Source organism: Chryseobacterium sp. AG363 (assembly GCF_003610675.1).
Taxonomy (GTDB): Bacteria; Bacteroidota; Bacteroidia; order Flavobacteriales; family Weeksellaceae; genus Chryseobacterium; species Chryseobacterium cucumeris.
On the sequence record NZ_RAQF01000006.1, the window covers coordinates 40,236 to 58,014 of the forward strand.

Annotated in this window: 18 protein-coding genes; 9 read left to right on the forward strand and 9 right to left on the reverse strand. The window is 37.2% G+C overall.

Annotated elements, in window-relative coordinates:
• Window positions 1-32 precede the first annotated feature (32 nt).
• The 8 genes from DEU39_RS20500 to DEU39_RS20535 all read left to right on the forward strand — a co-directional run bounded on the left by DEU39_RS20500 (window position 33) and on the right by DEU39_RS20535 (window position 6,523).
• Window positions 33-1,232: a beta-ketoacyl-[acyl-carrier-protein] synthase family protein gene (locus DEU39_RS20500; protein ID WP_120233205.1), complete on the forward strand. Its 1,200-nt coding sequence runs from the start codon at window positions 33-35 to the stop codon at window positions 1,230-1,232.
• On the forward strand, window positions 1,229-2,290 hold the full coding sequence (locus tag DEU39_RS20505; RefSeq protein WP_120233206.1) for a beta-ketoacyl synthase N-terminal-like domain-containing protein: 1,062 nt from the start codon (window positions 1,229-1,231) through the stop codon (window positions 2,288-2,290). The genes DEU39_RS20500 and DEU39_RS20505 overlap by 4 nt, the downstream gene beginning before the upstream one ends.
• 155 nt (window positions 2,291-2,445) lie before the next feature.
• Window positions 2,446-3,201, forward strand: coding sequence for a polysaccharide deacetylase family protein (locus tag DEU39_RS20510; protein ID WP_120233207.1), 756 nt, complete (start codon window positions 2,446-2,448; stop codon window positions 3,199-3,201).
• Window positions 3,194-3,820, forward strand: coding sequence for a LolA family protein (locus DEU39_RS20515; RefSeq protein ID WP_120233208.1), 627 nt, complete (start codon window positions 3,194-3,196; stop codon window positions 3,818-3,820). Before DEU39_RS20510 ends, DEU39_RS20515 begins: the two co-directional genes overlap by 8 nt.
• The gene (locus DEU39_RS20520) at window positions 3,786-4,421 is read left to right on the forward strand and encodes a hypothetical protein (RefSeq protein ID WP_120233209.1); all 636 of its coding nucleotides are present in this window, start codon (window positions 3,786-3,788) and stop codon (window positions 4,419-4,421) included. Before DEU39_RS20515 ends, DEU39_RS20520 begins: the two co-directional genes overlap by 35 nt.
• Window positions 4,422-4,492: 71 nt before the next feature.
• A complete protein-coding gene (locus DEU39_RS20525) occupies window positions 4,493-4,873 on the forward strand; it encodes a 3-hydroxyacyl-ACP dehydratase (RefSeq protein ID WP_120233210.1) in 381 nt (126 codons plus the stop codon).
• Window positions 4,870-5,346: a hypothetical protein gene (locus tag DEU39_RS20530; protein WP_120233211.1), complete on the forward strand. Its 477-nt coding sequence runs from the start codon at window positions 4,870-4,872 to the stop codon at window positions 5,344-5,346. The genes DEU39_RS20525 and DEU39_RS20530 overlap by 4 nt, the downstream gene beginning before the upstream one ends.
• A 4-nt stretch (window positions 5,347-5,350) precedes the next feature.
• The gene (locus tag DEU39_RS20535) at window positions 5,351-6,523 is read left to right on the forward strand and encodes a DUF2062 domain-containing protein (protein WP_120233212.1); all 1,173 of its coding nucleotides are present in this window, start codon (window positions 5,351-5,353) and stop codon (window positions 6,521-6,523) included.
• A gap of 67 nt (window positions 6,524-6,590) precedes the next feature.
• Here DEU39_RS20535 and DEU39_RS20540 read toward each other — a convergent pair whose 3' ends face one another.
• The 9 genes from DEU39_RS20540 to hutH form a co-directional block, all read right to left on the reverse strand.
• Window positions 6,591-7,844: a DUF3887 domain-containing protein gene (locus DEU39_RS20540; protein WP_228436862.1), complete on the reverse strand. Its 1,254-nt coding sequence runs from the start codon at window positions 7,842-7,844 to the stop codon at window positions 6,591-6,593.
• 6 nt (window positions 7,845-7,850) lie between these two features.
• Window positions 7,851-8,216, reverse strand: coding sequence for a hypothetical protein (locus DEU39_RS20545; RefSeq protein WP_062675962.1), 366 nt, complete (start codon window positions 8,214-8,216; stop codon window positions 7,851-7,853).
• The gene (locus DEU39_RS20550) at window positions 8,213-9,901 is read right to left on the reverse strand and encodes a C45 family autoproteolytic acyltransferase/hydolase (RefSeq protein ID WP_228436864.1); all 1,689 of its coding nucleotides are present in this window, start codon (window positions 9,899-9,901) and stop codon (window positions 8,213-8,215) included. Before DEU39_RS20550 ends, DEU39_RS20545 begins: the two co-directional genes overlap by 4 nt.
• 1 nt (window position 9,902) lies before the next feature.
• Window positions 9,903-11,429 (reverse strand): phytoene desaturase family protein, encoded by a 1,527-nt coding sequence (locus DEU39_RS20555; RefSeq protein WP_120233214.1) that lies wholly within the window; start codon window positions 11,427-11,429, stop codon window positions 9,903-9,905.
• Between the two features lie 160 nt (window positions 11,430-11,589).
• Window positions 11,590-12,474, reverse strand: coding sequence for a lipid A biosynthesis acyltransferase (locus tag DEU39_RS20560; RefSeq protein ID WP_120233215.1), 885 nt, complete (start codon window positions 12,472-12,474; stop codon window positions 11,590-11,592).
• Window positions 12,475-12,593: 119 nt separating this feature from the next.
• Window positions 12,594-12,848 carry an acyl carrier protein gene (locus DEU39_RS20565; protein WP_034692469.1) on the reverse strand — a complete coding sequence of 85 codons (255 nt, stop codon included), beginning with the start codon at window positions 12,846-12,848 and terminating at the stop codon, window positions 12,594-12,596.
• Window positions 12,849-12,852: 4 nt separating this feature from the next.
• A complete protein-coding gene (locus tag DEU39_RS20570) occupies window positions 12,853-14,073 on the reverse strand; it encodes a beta-ketoacyl-[acyl-carrier-protein] synthase family protein (protein WP_062675965.1) in 1,221 nt (406 codons plus the stop codon).
• A 1-nt stretch (window position 14,074) separates the two neighbouring features.
• Complete coding sequence (gene fabG, locus DEU39_RS20575; RefSeq protein ID WP_120233216.1) at window positions 14,075-14,806, reverse strand: 3-oxoacyl-ACP reductase FabG; 732 nt, start codon at window positions 14,804-14,806, stop codon at window positions 14,075-14,077.
• Window positions 14,807-14,887: 81 nt separating this feature from the next.
• Complete coding sequence (gene hutH / locus DEU39_RS20580; RefSeq protein ID WP_062675967.1) at window positions 14,888-16,408, reverse strand: histidine ammonia-lyase; 1,521 nt, start codon at window positions 16,406-16,408, stop codon at window positions 14,888-14,890.
• Between the two features lie 98 nt (window positions 16,409-16,506).
• On the opposite strand from hutH, the gene DEU39_RS20585 reads away from it, so the two are divergent.
• Window positions 16,507-17,763 carry an NAD(P)/FAD-dependent oxidoreductase gene (locus tag DEU39_RS20585; RefSeq protein ID WP_120233217.1) on the forward strand — a complete coding sequence of 419 codons (1,257 nt, stop codon included), beginning with the start codon at window positions 16,507-16,509 and terminating at the stop codon, window positions 17,761-17,763.
• The last annotated feature ends 16 nt before the right edge of the window (window positions 17,764-17,779 follow it).

A 17,779-nucleotide genomic window follows, 5' to 3' on the forward strand; every position in this document is an offset into this window, starting at 1 on the left:
TCGATTGATACATTGTTACATTATTGAATACCATGAGTCAAAAAATTGCCATAACGGGAATGGGCATCATTTCCTCCATCGGAAACAATGTGGAGGAAAATTTTATTTCATTGCAATCCGGAAAACATGGAATTTCAGATATCGAAATGTTTGAAACCCGTCATGCCGGAGCCATTAAAACGGGTGAAATAAAATTATCCAATGAAGAACTTGTACAACAGCTTCAGCTTGATGAAGACAATAACGTAACAAGAACTTCTTTATTGGGAATGATCGCTGCAAAGGAAGCTGTAGAAAGTGCAGGAATTTCAGATATCAATGGTTATAGAACCGGCTTGATTTCTTCTACCAGTGTAGGCGGAATGGATATCACTGAAAAATACTTCTACTCTTACGAAGACTTCCCTGAAAAGCAAAAGTATATTGACGCACACGATGCCGGAAATTCCTCATTGGCGATTGCCGGTTATCTGGGATTAAAAGGGATGGTTTCTACCATCAGTACAGCCTGTTCATCAGCAGCCAATGCGATTATGATGGGCGCTAAACTGATTAAAAACGGAGTTTTGGATCGCGTGATTGTCGGAGGAACAGATTCTCTTTCAAAATTTACTTTGAATGGGTTCAATACCCTGATGATTCTTACGGATTCTTACAATACTCCTTTTGACAACGACAGAAAAGGACTGAATCTTGGGGAAGCTGCGGCTTTCTTAGTCCTTGAATCTGAAGAAATGGTCAAAAAAGAAAACAAAAAGGTTCTCGCTTATCTTTCCGGATATGGAAATGCTAATGATGCCCACCATCAGACCGCATCTTCGGAAAACGGACAGGGCGCTTTTTTAGCAATGCAGCAAGCCCTGAAAATTTCCGGCGTGGAAAAAGAGCATATAGATTATATCAACGTTCACGGAACAGCTACTCCCAACAATGATTTATCTGAGGGAATTGCCATGATAAGAATCTTCGGAGAAAACCAGGTCCCTGAATTCAGCTCCACAAAAGCATTTACAGGACATACGTTGGCCGCAGCAGCAGGAATTGAAGCCGTATTTTCAATTCTAGCCATGCAAAACAGTGTGATTTTCCCGAACCTGAATTTTAAAACAAAAATGGAAGAGTTTGACCTTACTCCTGTTACCGAATTGAAAGAGAAAAACATCAATCATGTGCTTTCCAATTCATTTGGATTTGGAGGAAACTGTTCCACCTTAATTTTCTCAAAATCATGAGTGCAGTATACATCAACAGTGCATCCTGTATCTCGGTTCAGGACACTTTAAATGACAATATTCTTCAAAACCTTACTGTTAAAAATTCTTCAAACATCATTAAAGCGATAGAACCCAATTACAAAGAGTTCATTCCGCCTGCGATGATCAGAAGAATGTCTAAAACCGTAAAAATGAGCTCCGTAGCATCTCACTACGCATTGAAGGAAGCTGAAATTGAAAAACCGGATGCTATCATTGTAGGAACCGGAATGGGCTGCTCTCAGGATTCTGAAAAGTTCCTGAAAAACGTGATTGACAATCATGAAGAGTTCCTTACGCCAACCTTTTTCATCCAGTCTACTCACAATACGGTAGCAGGACAGATTGCTCTGGGATTACAGTGTCATGCTTACAACTTCACGTATGTAAATACTTCTTCTTCACTGGAGTTTTCGTTACTGGACGCTCAGCTTCAGATCAATGACGGAGAAGCAGAAAATGTTCTGGTAGGTTCTACAGACGAACAGACGGACAGAACCATGGAACTTTACTGCTTAAATAATACGATCAAAAAAGAAGCAGATCTTCCTGCAGATTATTTGAATTCTAATACCAATGGCGTAATCTGGGGCGAAGGAGCCAGCTTTTTTGTAATTGGAAAAGATAAGACCGAAAACTCTTACGCTAAGCTTAAGAATATCCAGATCAGCAACAAGGTTGAATTGAATGAAGTAAAGGATTTTATCCAGAATTTCCTGGTTCAAAACAATCTTTCCACTCATGATATTGATGCGGTTATTTTAGGATTCAGTGGAGATGCACAATCAGATATGTATTATACAAAAGCAATGAATCTGTTTCCGGATTCAGCACAGCTGTATTATAAACATTTGAGTGGAGAATTCAATACAGCAAGTGGTTTTTCAACCTTTATGGCCTGTCATATCCTGAAGGAACAGCAGATCCCGGAAATTATGATGATCAATGCAGAAAAAAAGGAAAGTATAAAGAATATACTTCTTTACAACCATCTGGCGGGTGATGATCACAGCCTTGTGTTATTTGAAAAGGCATAATTGTTGAAATTGAAAATTATACGGTCTATTTGTCATTCAGAGCGAAACGCAGTGAAGCGTGGAATCTAAATTAGAAATTAGTCTGGACTCCTACGGAGTGACAATGGTATACAATAAATATTACGACTATAAAACTTGTAATAAAACAATCAGCAATGAAACATTATCCCTTCATCCTGTTCTACCTTTTCTGTAACGTTTTTATTTATGCGTTCCACGGAAGTATTTGGGTATATCTGTTTTGTTTTTTTGCTTTTTCTGCGGTAGTTGTCTGGGGTTCTTTTGACATTGAACTGGGATATTTTGTGAACAGTATTACTCATAAGCGTACCAGAATAAAAGAAGTGGCCCTTACATTTGATGACGGACCTACTGAATTTACCCCAAAGTTTTTAGACCTGCTTAAAGAACATCAGATAAAAGCAACTTTTTTCTGTATTGGAAAACAGATTGAAAAATATCCTGAGACGTTTCAGAGAATTATTGCAGAAGGTCATACGATTGGAAATCATACCTTATCACATTCCAGTTCTACAGGGTTTTTATCGACTTCAAAAATGATTACAGAGATTGAAAAGTGTGATAAGATCATGAAAAACGTGGGAAATATTAAGACCAATCTCTACAGACCGCCGTTCGGAGTGACGAACCCTAATATTGCAAAAGCAATCAAAAAAACCAATAAAGTAAGCATCGGGTGGAATGTACGCTCTTTGGACACCATCATTGATGATGAAAAAAAGATCTACAACAGAGTGACCAAAGGTCTGAAAAATGGGAGTATTATCCTTCTTCATGACACTTCGGAAAAGACCTTTCGGGTGCTGACCAATTTATTAGTATTTTTGAAGGATAAAAAATATTCAACCTTTACTGTTGATACAGTGATAAATTCAAATAGAAATGATTAAAAATATAGCTTTCGGAGTATTCTTACTGGTTTCAGGATTCTTTTTTGCGCAAAACACAGCAATGTCAGGAGCTGAAGCCAAAGCATTTGTATCGAAGGTTTCTTCAGACACGAAAGAAATTAAAACGTTACAGAGCGATTTTACCCAGACCAAAAAAATGGATTTCCTTGATAAAAGCATTGTCACCTATGGGAAAATGTCTTTGCAGACGCCCAATATGCTGAGCTGGAAGTACACTAAACCATATCAGTACAGTATTGTTTTTAAAAGTAATAAAATCTTCATCAATGATCAGGGAAAAAAATCTTCTGTAGATGCGAAAAGCAAAACATTTGAAAAAATCAATAAACTTATTGTAGGAAGTTCGAATGGAACCATGTTTAATGATCCTGAGTTTACCGTTACCTATTTTAAGAACGGAAATTACAATGTGGCAAAGTTTATCCCAAAGACTTCTCAGTTGCTGAAATATATTAAACAGATTGAACTGTTTTTCCCTAAAAACCAGTCGACAGTTTCACAGGTCAATATGACGGAGGCTTCCGGAGATACTACGAATATTGTTTTCAAAAATACCAAGATCAATGCTTCCATTCCTGCGTCAGAGTTTACTTTATAGCCTGATTCTGATCCTGGCTGCTTCCTGTAAAACGTATCGGTTAACAGAAGCAAAACCTGTCTCTTCTTCTGAAAAGATGGTTGAAAATTTATTCTTTTCTTCCACCGAAGATTATGTATACAAATGCCAGATGGACATTTATAAAAACCATGTGAGTGGAATTCTGGTCATCAAAAAACTGAATGAAACAACGCACCGTGTCGCCTTAACTTCTGATTTCGGGAATAAACTGATAGATTTTGAAGTCTCTGATAATGATTTCAAACTGAATTATGTACTTCCTGACCTGGATAAAAAAATAGTCATCAATTTCCTGAAAAACGACTTTCAACAACTTCTGAAAAGAAAATATCCGGTCAGTGAAAGTTTTGAAAATAAAAATGCTAAAATCTATCTTTCAAAAATCGATAAGAAGAGCTACTATCTGTTCTTCAGCAAAGAAAATGGCTTACTGAAAGAGATTGTTTACACGAAAAATAACAAAGAGAAAATCGATTTCACTTTTGATGCAAAAAAACCTATCTTCGCGGATAGCTTAAATCTACAGCACAAAGATTTTAAGATCAATATAAAACTATTTCAAATAACCGAAACAGAATAAGAACTGTACAGCCTACAAGTATTATTTTCAAACCAAAGTGTAGTGTACATTTAATCTTAAAAAATAAGATCATGCAGACCATTCTTACAGACTTTTATACTTTAACATCATACGATAAGACAGAAGACGGAAAATTTACCGCTCATATTCACCTGAATAAAGACCACGAGATTTTCAAAGGCCATTTTCCTGGAAATCCGGTAACTCCCGGTGTTTGTATGATGCAAATTATTAAGGAACTGACTGAGGAATTTACAGGTTCAAAATTATTTCTGAAAACAGCTTCCAATGTAAAGTTCATGGCGATTATCAATCCTTTTGAAACCCCTGATCTGGTACTTCAACTGGATATTGCTGAAAATGAAGAAGATGTTAAAGTAAAAAACACGACTTCTTTTGGCGAGACTATTGCATTGAAATTGTCTGTAAGCTATAAAAAAATATCGTCATGAAACTAATCTTATCATTCATAGCAGCATTTGTTTTTTTCTTTCAATCTGAACTTGAAACGCTGAGAAACAGCTATGCTAAGGCGAACGAATCCACTACCAATACTGCGAGCTTTATTGAAACTGCGGAAAAACAATCCGGCTCTGATGCCGTAACTGTAGGATACAAGGCCGCAGCAAAGATTATGGAGGCCAAAATTGCCAAAAGCAACAGAAAAGCTCTGGTAAAGACAGGTGCTACAAGTCTTGAAGGCATTATTAAAAGTAATCCTAACAATGCAGAACTTCGTCTTATCAGAATGAGTGTTCAGGAAAATATTCCGAAAATTGTAGGATATCGTGGAAGTTTGAAAGATGATAAAGCTTTCCTGCTGAATAATTACAGCAAACAGAATACAGCTCTGAAGGGCTATATCAAAAGGTTTGCAATGCAATCTAAAACCATGACAGAGGCGGAAAAAGCCACTTTAAAATAAAAAAATGTTTCTTGCTGAAGTACAAAATGCTATTTCTGAAAAGAAGATATGCGTTTTAATCCCTACCTACAATAATGAAAAAACCCTGAAGAGGGTTATTGACGGCGTTTTGGACTACACCGAAAGTATTATCGTGGTCAATGATGGTTCTACAGATTCCACGCCTCAGGTTCTTGCTCAATATCCTCAGATCACTGTAATTTCCTTACCGGAGAATAAAGGAAAAGGAAACGGCCTAAAAACGGGTTTCAGAGCAGCAAAGAAATCAGGATATGATTACGCCATCACCATTGATTCGGATGGTCAGCATTATCCGGATGATATTCCGGTATTTGTAGAAGCTCTTCTTCAGGAAAAAGAGGAAGTTCTTCTTATCGGAAACAGAAATATGTCTCAGGATGGGATTCCTAAGAAAAGCAGTTTCGGAAACCGTTTTTCCAATTTCTGGTTTTGGTTTGAAACCGGTATCAGGCTTGAAGATACACAGTCCGGCTACAGACTTTATCCTTTGCATAAAATTCCAAAGAAATATTTTACCCCAAAGTTTGAATTTGAAATAGAAATTATTGTAAGAACTGCATGGAGGCATGTTCCGGTAAAAAATGTTCCAATCAAGGTTTTATATGATCCGGTGGAGCGGGTTTCCCATTTCAGACCTTTCAAAGATTTCACAAGAATCAGTATTCTGAATACAATTCTGGTAACGATTACTCTACTTTATATTATTCCGAGAAATTTCGTGAATAATTTCAAAAAAAAAAGCTTTAAAAGATTCATACAGGAAGATGTCTTAGAAAGTGACGGAAGTAACCGAACAAAAGCATTTTCCATAGCTTTGGGAGTGTTTATAGGGCTTTCTCCTTTCTGGGGATTCCAAACGCTTCTGGTGATCAGTTTATCTGTACTTTTTAAACTTAATAAAGTCCTTGCATTTGTAGCTTCCAATGTGAGTCTTCCTCCTTTTATCCCTTTCATTATTGCCGCTTCCTTGTTTCTGGGAGCTCCCTTTGTAAGTGGAAACAGCGATATTCTAAGTCAGGAGTTAAACTTTGAACTGATTAAAAATAATCTGTTGCAATATATTATCGGTAGTTTTATTTTAAGTACCACCCTTTCTGCTCTTGCAGGAGTAGTGTCTTTTTTATTTCTGAATAAAGTAAATCCGGAAAACAATTAAAAAAGCCCGGAACAAAGTTCCAGGCCTATCACAATGAATTATTATTTTCTATTGTACACGGAATACATTATTGCAGAATAAACTGAACCAAATCTTTTAAAAACTGTTCATCCACTTTTCCTTTTGTTTCATAATCTTTTGGAGATGGTTTTCCGGAACCTGCAATAAATAAGTGACTTAATGCAGGATAAAACTTAAATACAGCAGTCTTATCATTTTTCAATGTTTCTTTCCAAAGGCTGAAATCTTTCTCGGTTACCTGATAATCTCTTCCCCCTTGCGCAAAAAACATCGGAGCTTTTATTTTTTTAACTTCGTTAAGCTGATTGTAATCCTTCAAATACTTCCAATATGCGGCAGACTGGCCCAAAGGAAGCTCTGATGAAGGAGAATGTAAGTTAAATTGGGATGAGTTTAAAAAAGCAGCCTGCTTTTTAATTTCCTGAACAGCTTCAGCTGGAACTTTAGCCGGGTCAATCGTATGAAGGTATTCATATTGCTCAACAAGCAGGTCTTGCAGCGGTCTTGCATTTCCGGCCATAAAAACATATTTTGAAACCTGTGCCTTTTCTGCAATTTTTGGCATCATATATGCTCCCTGGCTATGCCCAAGAATGATAATCTGGTATCCTTTGTAATCAGCATTATTTTTAAAATAAAGAGCTGCGTTTACAGCATCATTGATGGTTTCTTCTTCTACAGTAGACTTTTCCGTAAATGCTTCAGGGTGGGAATAGGTTCTTTTATCATATCGATAGGAAGCAATTCCGTTGTTTAAAAGATATTCTGCAATGTCTTTAAACGGCTTGTTTTCTCCAATGGTTTCATCTCTGTCATGAGGTCCGGAGCCGTGAACGAAAATAACCAATCTCTTTTTATTGTTGGAAGGTGGAATTAATAATGTTCCGTTCAGCTCAATAGCATCACTTTTTATTTTCAGTGTGGTTTTCTCATCTCTTTTTTCAAATGTTTTGTGAGGAACTAAGAAGAAACCCAGCAATTTATTATTCTCACTAAAAGTAAGCTGAACATCCAGTTTTTCCTTTTCAAATTCAGAATAGTAATAATAGGTGTTTCCTTCGTTATTTACTTCAAGGATATTTTTAAGTCCTCCAATCTGCCCCTGAAGTTGTTGCGGAATCGCTTTGAGCTGTTCCACCGGAATTTGTCCCGCTACGGTAGGATCAAAATAAGCATGTGCTTTTTCCATATTTTTATCAACCAGCAAGGCTTTAATGAAAGTATTTCCGATCTCTTTTCTGTCCTGAGAAAATGATAACAGAGCGAATGCGGTAAAGAATAAGGTTAAAAGTTTTTTCATAATCAATTATTTAAAGACCACATCAGCGAATGATAGTGGTGTCATCATTATGGTAACAAATATCGAAATAATAACCAGGGCGAGCTGGGTGATATGGTATATTTTTTCTCTTTCCTCCTCATTGATTTCAAAAGTAAATTTTATTTTATCAGGCCTTCTAATGATCAACCAGATAAATAAAAGAACAGCGAGATTCATCAGTACAGGAAACACAAGAAAGATTTTGCTTCCATAATTGTCTTTCATACTTCCGTACCCGTGAATAGTGATGGTGTCAGGTATTGAGCTGTAAACGGTGCACAAATACACAGAATAACAGATAATAATAACAAAAGGAATACAGAACAGCAGTTTTATATATTTGGGGATCATTTCAGTTTCTTTAAAGTTTTCTTCAGGTATTTTTCAACATTTTTTCTGTCCGGAACTGTTGTAATTTCTTTCGTCAATGCTTTCTCAAACTCCATTTTTGCCTTTGAATATTCTTTTTTGCTAAAATAATACTTTCCTGATTGATAATAAACCAGCCAAAAATCGGGATTCATAGCCTGATACGATGGGATAATATCATCTGTCAACAGCGCGTTTTTATCATCAGCGGCCTCATTGATTTCTTTACCGTACATTTTGGATAGTTTATAGTTTTGAAATTCTTCAGAATCTGCGAACGGATCTCTTGCAATATTCAGTTCTGTTTTCGCCAGCAGACTTTGCGATAATGGCTTACCGGAAAAAATCTCATTCAGGTCATAGCAAACAAATTCTCCAAGCTGATAAGGATTGGAAGAAACCCAAACCAGTTTTTTCTGAGGCGAAAATATAACGGCATGGTGAGCCAATAGCTGATTGAGTGCTTTTTCATTTCCATAACCGATACTTTCATCTTTTAAGCCTGACTTATTTCTTAAAATGGAAGCCATCTTTCCGGGGGTGATCTTCTTTTCTTTCTGCAAAAGCTCCTGAAGTTTTTCATAACGGTATTCTGAATGGCTTTCTTCAATCTGCTTCTGATTTCTTTTGTCATCTTTATAAGCTTCAGACTGAAAATGATTGGTACAAAGCACTCTGCTTGTATTTTGTACTCTATATACCCCGAAATTTTTAGGTGAAACTTCAATAATGACTGCATTTTTATCAGCTGCACTTCCCACAAGGATAGATTCCGAAACAAATACCTTTCGTTTTTTAGCAATGGCAATGGCTTCTTCTATATTTTTTGCATACTGTAAAATCTCTCTTGTAACCAGGGAAATAGGAGTCTTTGCCGTTAAAGGAATTTTTGATTTTCCGGCATTAATGGTCACGGTAATTCCTTCTTTATTCATTCCTGAAACTACACCTATCATTCCGGGCCAGCTTACCGACATATAGGGAATTCCTTCTTCGGGTTGCACAAACTCTACCAATTTATTTTTAGCAAAATCGTCTCCCACATAAAAGTCGAAATTCCTTCCAATCAACAAGTCTCCGTCTTCAGTATTTTCATTCCATACAGCAAGAGATGTACAGCCTACCATGGCAAGATCCTGCATGGCATGCCCTATATCATGAGCACCGTGCAGGTAAAGGTTTCTTAAATATTTAGGAGCAATAAAGTCATACTGATCGGATGAATATCGTGACAAGCCAAATAATTCTGCCTGATAATCTTCTCTTACATTGAGGTACATTTTTCTGTTGTACCATTTTAAAAAACCTCTTAACAGCCCTTGTCTGAATTTTGATGGCACAAAACCCTCCACTTTTGAAAAGAAAATGTTCTCCTGCTTCTGCATTAAGTTTTGGGTCAATGCTCCGCTATTATATCCAAGCTGCAAAGGATTTCCTTTAATATAGAGTTCCCAGAGCTGCTGTTTATTTTTGGTAAGATAATTCTGATTGTAGCTGAAGGTACTGTCATTGATCTGGTTTACTTTCGGGATCTCCAGAGCATATTGTTTTACATCGGGAATATGTTTGATAGACTTTGAGATTCCGCAGGATGTGAGGAAAACACAAAAAGTGAGATAAAGTAAAGTTCTTTTACAGGATGAATAAATGGTTTTAGTTTTTTTCACTTTAGTTTTTATTAATCATTTGGGTCAGCCGCATGTCTATCGTTTCTTTTCCGATAATTTCAGCACAGGTGTTAAAAGCTCCGATAGTAACGCCTAAGATGCCATGCATATTCACGGATTGTCCGGTCAGAAAAAGATTGTCAATTTTGGTACGGGGAGAAACCATCGTTTTAAGAGGATTCTCCGAGCTTTTCATATATCCATACATATTTCCTTCACAATTTCCGATATAGTCCCGATAAGATAAAGGAGAGGAAGTATAGAGTGTTTTAATGGCATGCCTTAGATTCGGAATTTTCTTTTCCAGAGCATCAAGCATTTTTTCTGTTTTTTCAAGCTTAAATCTTTCATAAGCATCTCCTCTTTCATGTTCATCGGCAACAGTATTGAAGGTATTCTCCCATTCTTTAACCTCATCAAAATCCATATACGATATCGCCGTCAGACTTTCTGCGAATTCAGGATGACGTTTCGAAGGCGTAGAAGAAAGCATAAACATTTCCGGCCATGATTCTTTCCGGTATTGGAATGCATTCCAAACCTGTTCTTCAGAGGAGTAGTGATATCTGTTATAATTAAAATTCGGAAGATAATGAGGCTTTAAAACAAGATAAATACTAAAGCACGATGAAACCGGCTTCCAGCTTAAAACCCTGTTCAGAAAAGATTTCTTAAGTCTTTCTTCACCAATAAGTTTAATGGTGGAACGGATTTCTATATTTGAAATAAATTGTTTGGCAGTGTATTCTTTTCCTTTTTTTGTTTTAACAGAGGTCAGTGTATTATTTTCATTAAAAACAAATTCTGAAACTTCGGAGTGCTTGTGTACTTCGGCTCCATATTCCCGGAGTTTTCTGATTAAAAGTTTAGAGATCTGACTTCCTCCTTTCACACATTTGTAAGCACTTTGGATATAAGAATTTACCGTCAGAGCATGTACATAAAAGGGAACATTCTCCGAGTCTCCGGCATATAAAAAGTTGGAACCCAGTAAAACTGACTGCAATTTTTTATTCTGAGTAACAGATTCAATGAATCTTTTGGTATTTAGATGCAGGATTTCCTCGTTGTAATTGTCTTTTCCCACCACATGATATCTGGGAAACTGGCTGCATACATACTGAATTTCTTCGCAATAGTTTTCAAGGTTTTCTTTTTCTTCGGGAAAATACTTTGAAAGCTGTTCAACAAAATTCTGATAGCCCTGTGCATGAGGATATTCTATTTCATCTTCTCCGAAACTGATTCTGTCATAGCCGTCTTCATCCATCAACTGAAGTTCAAGATCATCCATAATTTCCAGATAGGAAAAGAACTGGTTAAGATTCTGTCCTTTGGATAAACCTCCAAGATAATGAACTCCGGTATCAAAAATAAGCTTATCTCTTGAAAAGGTCTGCAGATTTCCCCCATACTGGTTATTTTTCTCCAGAACGCATACTTTCAGACCTTCTTTCGCCAAAATAAGAGCTGAAACAAGGCCTCCCAATCCGCTGCCGATTACAAGTATGTCGTATTCTTTCTTCAAAAGAAAATGTGCTTTTAATAATTAAGAAACAGGGAATTTAAGATATTTAAAGTTTACTTCAGTAAAGTAAGCATAGAAATTTTATGAGTTCTCTTAAATCTCGGTAAATCTTAATGGTTTTTTAGTTTTTATTCGTTTTTACGGGATAAAAATAGAAAAATTAATCAACATCATCCCAAAAATCAAAATAATTAAACCATTGAAGCGGGTATTTTTTCACCATAGTTTCAAGATTTTGCACATAAGACTGTAAAAGTCCCTGTGAATCACGATTTTTGATATTCTGGGCAACTCTTGCATACAGATGGTAATGAAGATTATTCTCTTTCATCACATAAACATATACTACGGGAACGCCTAACCTTGAGGCGATCAAAAATGGGCCAGCAGGAAATTTTGCACTTTTTCCCAGCAGTTCTGCCTCCAGATATTTGGACCCTTCGAAATAACGGTCTCCGGTAAAGCAGATGAGTTCATTATTGGACAAAGCCTGATTGATCTCAAAGATATGAGACATGTCCTCCTTCACGTAAATAAACTTGATATTACTCTTTTTTACCGCAACACTTTCCAGATATTCCTTGATCACGGTCACTTCCTGATCTGTTGTAACCAGATTGATCTGGCAGTCGAAGTCGATATCTGCAAAAAAGTGTTCCGCAATTTCAAAATTACCAATATGGGCACTGATGAGTACACCTCCTTTTTTAGCAGCTAAAAGATTTCTGAGGTTTTCAATACCGTCAAATTCATAGGTATATTTTTCTCTGAGTCCGGCAGAAATCGCAGTTTTATCAATCAGAACTTTTCCGAAGGTAAAATAGCTTTTAAAGATGGAAGCTTTGGATTTCCAGTATCCATAGTTCAGTCTTTTCTGAAAATAATAAAGAATGTATTGATTGCTTTTCTTCTGAAACAGGGAGTAGTAGGCTGCCACAAAATACAGCACACCATATGAACTTCTGATCCCGATATTTCTAATACACCAGACGAATATTCTGTATCCGAGTACTGTTCCTTTAGATTTACCTTTCCACTTGTTCATATCTAGAATTTAATATAACAGAGAGCCAATGTAATAATACCTTTTTGAAGTGTCCGTTACCGGATCACTGCGATATTGTTACATTGGCACATTTTATAGAATAAAGAATTACTCAATAACTACGCGTTTTTTTCAGCAATCTTATGTTCAATCGTTGTATAGAAATCATCAAATGTTACCATTTTTTTGAAATCTGCTTCTCCTAATTTCACCCCGAAATTGGATTCAATCACGACTACCATGTCGATATAATCTAAGCTGTCTAAGCCCAGTGTATTTTTAAGGTTGGCATCGTTACTGATTTCGTCTCCGTCTACCTCGAATTCGTTGACAAGAAAATCATTAACAATAGCAACAATTTTTTCCCTTTCCATGTTTTTAATCAAATTTTTTAACTATTAGTGCAGAATTGGTTCCCCCAAACCCAAAAGAATTCGACAAAAATACATCAATTTTTTGATTTTTTGTTTTTGCGACTAAATTTATCTTTTGTGCTTCATTATCAGGGTTTTCCAGATTAATATTGGGAGCAACAAAATCGTTCTGCATCATCAGAATGGAGTAGATAACTTCACTTGCACCTGCCATCCAGCACTCATGTCCGGTCATGGATTTGGTAGAACTTACCGGAACTTCGCTCCCGAAGATCTCATAGATGGCTTTTGCCTCGTTGGCATCACCAATTGGAGTAGAAGTTGCGTGAGCATTGATATAATCGATGTCTGAAGCTTTTAATCCTGACTGTTTTAAGGCTCTGTCCATTGCCAAAGCCGGTCCATCCACGTTTGGTGTTGAAATATGCCCTCCGTTGGAAGAGAAACCGTACCCGATAATTTCTGCAATAATCGGAGCGCCTCTTCTTTGGGCAGATTCCAAGCTTTCAACAATCAGACTGGCAGCTCCGCCACTTGGAATCAATCCGTCTCTTTCTGCATCGAAAGGTCTGGATGCTTTTGCAGGCTCATCTTCTCTGGCTGAGAACACTCCCAATCCGTCAAAGCTCGCCATGGAATATTTGTTGGTTTCCTGAGCTCCGCCACAGATAATCATATCCTGGAAACCATTTTTAATCATCATATAAGCCAGTCCTAAAGAATGCGAACCGCTTGCGCATGCTGCGCTGATGGTAAGATTGATTCCTTTCAGTTTAAAAATCGTAGAAAGGTTCATCGTTACCGTTGAGTTCATTGATTTGAAAATCGCTCCCGATCCCATCAATGTTGTATCTTTCTTTTCCCTTGCAATATCGATAGATTCGACGACTGCCTGAGAAACACTATCATTTCCGTATAAGATCCCCACTTCATGAGCATCCAAGAATTCTTCATCTAGATTTGCCTGTTTTAAAGCATCAAGCGTAGCAAGATAAGCATATTCGCTTTCTTCTCCCATACTGACACGCTGGCGTCTGTTTAAAAGATTTTTCAGATCAGGCTTTGGAACTACTCCTGTGAGGCCAGACCTGAAACCAAATTCTTTTCTGTCCTGATCTAAAACAATACCGGATTTTCCTTGATATAGGGATTCCCTGACCTCTTCTAAAGACGTCCCGATGCAGGAATAAATTCCCATTCCGGTAATTACAACCCTATTTTCCATGTTATGAATAAATTCCTCCGTTAATATTAATCACTTCACCTGTTATGTAAGAAGATTTTTTAGATGCTAAAAATGCGACAAGATCTGCCACTTCTTCTGCTTCTCCAAATCTGTTGGCAGGAATCATTGCTTTCAGTTCTTCTTCATTAAACTCCTGGGTCATATCCGTTTTGATGAAACCCGGTGCAACGGCATTTACCGTAACATTTCTTTTGGCAACTTCCTGTGCAAGGGCTTTTGTAGCACCTACCAAAGCTCCTTTCGCAGCAGAATAATTTGTCTGCCCGGCTGTTCCTTTTACTCCGGATACAGAAACCATATTGATGATTCTTCCGTATTTGTTACGAAGCAGCTTTTGAATAAAGAAATTAGTCACATTGAAGAATCCGTCCAGACTTGTATTGATCACACTATTCCAGTCTTCCTTCTGCATCCACATAAAAAGACCGTCTCTTGTGATTCCGGCATTATTGACGATCACTTCTACCACGGCATCAGGATTTTTCTCCTGCCACTCCGTTAAAACAGCTTGTGTTTCTTCGGTGTTTCCTACATCAAATTTAAGAATTTCTCCGGTAGCACCCAATTCTTCCACTTTAGCCAACGTTTCTTTGGCTGCCGTTTCATTTGAAGCGAAGTTGATAAGGATGTGATAGTTTTTCTCTTCAGCCAGTTTTATACAGATTGCTCTCCCGATTCCTCTGGAGCCTCCTGTTACAATTGCACATTTCATGCGTTAGTGTTTATATCGTTTTTAGTTTTTTAAGTTGATGCTGGAAGCCTTTTTTAAAAGACAATTGATGGCAACCAATAGTTACATTCCTTTCAGATATTTCTTTACTTCCTCCAAATACGGATACATAACCATATCGTCTGAGAAAGCAGGAATAATTTTTCTGATATCATCATACAGTTCTTTTGTAGAGGATGAAACCTTATCCTGGAATCCAAGATATTCAACCGCCTGAATGATGGTAATAGCTTCAATAGCCAAAACTTCAAAGGCATTTTCAATGACTTTTCTACAAATTACAGCAGCGTTTGTTCCCATACTAACGATGTCCTGGTTATCGTTATTGTTTGGAATACTGTGAACATACATAGAATTTGACAACATCTGGCTTTCTGCTGTGGTAGAAGTTGCTGTAAACTGTACACCCTGCATCCCGAAATTGAAACCTAATTTACCTAAATTGACAAAAGGAGGTAGAATTTCGTTGATTTTAGCATTCAGAAGGTAGTTTAGCTGTCTTTCTGCAAGCATGGTAAGTTTGGTTACCACAATTTTAAGCTTGTCCATTTCCAAAGAGATATAATCCCCATGGAAGTTTCCTCCATGATACACATGCTGGTCTTCAACGTTGATAATTGGATTATCATTCGCTGAATTGATCTCATTCTCAAGAACTTTCTCCGTATATTCCAATGTATCCAATACCGGACCTAGAATCTGAGGAACACATCGTAAAGAATAATATTCCTGAACTTTTTCCTTGAATACTTTTTCCTGTTCTTCAAAATGGGTATACAGATGTTCTTCTCTTTTTCTGATGAGTTTACTGTCTGCCAGGTGAGCACGCATTCTTTCTGCCACTTTCTGTTGACCGTAATGTTTCTTAGTTCCGTTCAAGGCTTCTGACAAATGATCATCATAAGCCTGTACAATCTCATTGATGGCACAAGAAAGTCTAAGAGAAATATCAGTAAGCTGATTGGCTTTATAAGCATTTACGATACCGATTCCTGACATTACGGAAGTTCCGTTCATCAATGCAAGACCTTCGCGGATCTCTACTTTGATCGGTTCTAAGCCTTCAACTTCAAAAACTTCTTTGGTAGATTTTCTTTCTCCATTGTAAAAAACTTCTCCTTCTCCAATCAATACCAAAGCCAGGTGAGCCAGCTGAACAAGGTCACCGCTTGCCCCTACTCCTCCATGTTCAAAGATCAACGGGGTAATATCTCTGTTGATCAGCTCCTGAAGCAGATAAATAACAGACTGGTGCACTCCTGAATTCCCTAATGATAAGGTATTCAATCTTGCAAGCATACATGCTTTTACTTCTTCTACAGGCAAAGGGTTTCCAATTCCTGAAGAGTGGCTTCTTATCAGGTTATACTGAAGCTGGTGTGTATCTTCATCACTGATTTTAAACTGAGCCATTGGCCCAAAACCGGTGTTCACACCATATATTACTTTATTTTTTGAAAACTCCTTTAAAAACTGAAAACTTTTATCCACTCTTGATAAAAGTGATTCATCCAGTTCTATTTTTTCATTCTCAATGATAATTTTTTGAAAGTCTTTCAGTTCTAAAAAGTTATTTATTTTCATCAATTAAAAGTAATAGTTGATAATTTTGTAAAATATTAATTATTTGTCACTAATTTTGCGGCAAAGATAAAAGTTATTATTAAAATAAAAAATCAAAGATGAGCAAAGAATTTGTTGACGTTCTTGTAATCGGAGCCGGACCCTCCGGATGCGTGTCTTCTTCGTACCTGAAGAACAATAACGTCAGCGTAAAAGTAGTCGAAAAGACAAAATTCCCCAGACTCGTAGTTGGAGAAAGCTTAATTCCAAGGGTAATGGACCACTTTGAGGAGGCCGGACTTTTCCCTGCATTAGATAAAATGGGCTTTGAAAAAAAGCTTGGAGCTCGTTTTCTTCGTGGTGACGAAGTCTGCATTTTTGATTTCAGCAACAAATTCGGGGAAGGCTGGGACTGGACCTGGCAGGTTCCGAGAGCTGATTTTGATAATACGCTTGCTCAGGAAGTAATGAATAAGGGAATCGATCTTGAGTTTGAAACTGAGGTTATAGACATCAAATTTGACGGAACAGATTCTATAACTACGGTAAGAAACAAGGATGGGGAAACAAAAGAGATCCATGCTAAGTTTGTTATCGATTCCAGTGGCTACGGAAGAGTTTTACCTCGCCTGCTTGATCTTGAAAAACCTTCAAAACTATCCCCTCACTCTGCGATTTTTTCTCATGTGAATGATATCAACAGAGAACCGGGAGAGGAAGGAACTTTGATTTCTTTTGACATTATTGAAACAGAAGTATGGCTTTGGGTAATCCCTTTTTCCAACGGAAATACCAGCTTAGGAATTGTAGGTCCTACTGAATATATTGACAAATTATCTGAAAACGGAGATACAACGGAAGCTTTAAGAAAAGCTATTTCTCTTTCTGAATATTATGTAAAACGTTTTGGAAATGTAGATTTCCTTTTTGAACCTAAACATCTGAAAGATTATTCCTGTTCAGTAAAAAGTTTATTCGGAGACGGATTTGCTTTAACAGGAAATGCCTCTGAATTCCTTGATCCGGTTTTTTCTTCAGGAATGGCTTTTGCCACAGAATCCGGAATGCTGGCCGCCAAACTGGCATTAAGACAATTAAACGGAGAAAAAATTGACTGGCAGAGGGAATACACAGACTACATTTTATATGGAGTGGATGTTTTCACCACCTATGTAAAAGAATGGTATACCGGAAACCTTCAGGAATTATTCTTCCATCAACCGGAAAATCCGGACGTAAAGAAAAAGATCTGTGCTGTTTTAGCAGGCTATGTCTGGAATAAAGACAATCCTTTTGTGAGAAAGCATGATACAGTTATTAAAAACCTTGCAAACCTGATCAAACAGGAAAAACAGGAACAGCAAAATCAAGCATAAAAAAACGGTCTGAAAA

Coding starts and splice junctions, on each gene's coding strand:
- DEU39_RS20505 (WP_120233206.1), top strand. CDS start 1,229: ATGAGTGCAGTATACATCAACAGTGCATCCTGTATCTCGGTTCAGGAC.
- DEU39_RS20525 (WP_120233210.1), top strand. CDS start 4,493: ATGCAGACCATTCTTACAGACTTTTATACTTTAACATCATACGATAAG.
- fabG (WP_120233216.1), bottom strand. CDS start 14,806: ATGAAATGTGCAATTGTAACAGGAGGCTCCAGAGGAATCGGGAGAGCA.
- DEU39_RS20535 (WP_120233212.1), top strand. CDS start 5,351: ATGTTTCTTGCTGAAGTACAAAATGCTATTTCTGAAAAGAAGATATGC.
- DEU39_RS20510 (WP_120233207.1), top strand. CDS start 2,446: ATGAAACATTATCCCTTCATCCTGTTCTACCTTTTCTGTAACGTTTTT.
- DEU39_RS20540 (WP_228436862.1), bottom strand. CDS start 7,844: ATGAAAAAACTTTTAACCTTATTCTTTACCGCATTCGCTCTGTTATCA.
- DEU39_RS20585 (WP_120233217.1), top strand. CDS start 16,507: ATGAGCAAAGAATTTGTTGACGTTCTTGTAATCGGAGCCGGACCCTCC.
- DEU39_RS20570 (WP_062675965.1), bottom strand. CDS start 14,073: ATGGAAAATAGGGTTGTAATTACCGGAATGGGAATTTATTCCTGCATC.
- DEU39_RS20565 (WP_034692469.1), bottom strand. CDS start 12,848: ATGGAAAGGGAAAAAATTGTTGCTATTGTTAATGATTTTCTTGTCAAC.
- DEU39_RS20530 (WP_120233211.1), top strand. CDS start 4,870: ATGAAACTAATCTTATCATTCATAGCAGCATTTGTTTTTTTCTTTCAA.
- DEU39_RS20500 (WP_120233205.1), top strand. CDS start 33: ATGAGTCAAAAAATTGCCATAACGGGAATGGGCATCATTTCCTCCATC.
- DEU39_RS20545 (WP_062675962.1), bottom strand. CDS start 8,216: ATGATCCCCAAATATATAAAACTGCTGTTCTGTATTCCTTTTGTTATT.
- hutH (WP_062675967.1), bottom strand. CDS start 16,408: ATGAAAATAAATAACTTTTTAGAACTGAAAGACTTTCAAAAAATTATC.
- DEU39_RS20520 (WP_120233209.1), top strand. CDS start 3,786: ATGCTTCCATTCCTGCGTCAGAGTTTACTTTATAGCCTGATTCTGATC.
- DEU39_RS20515 (WP_120233208.1), top strand. CDS start 3,194: ATGATTAAAAATATAGCTTTCGGAGTATTCTTACTGGTTTCAGGATTC.
- DEU39_RS20560 (WP_120233215.1), bottom strand. CDS start 12,474: ATGAACAAGTGGAAAGGTAAATCTAAAGGAACAGTACTCGGATACAGA.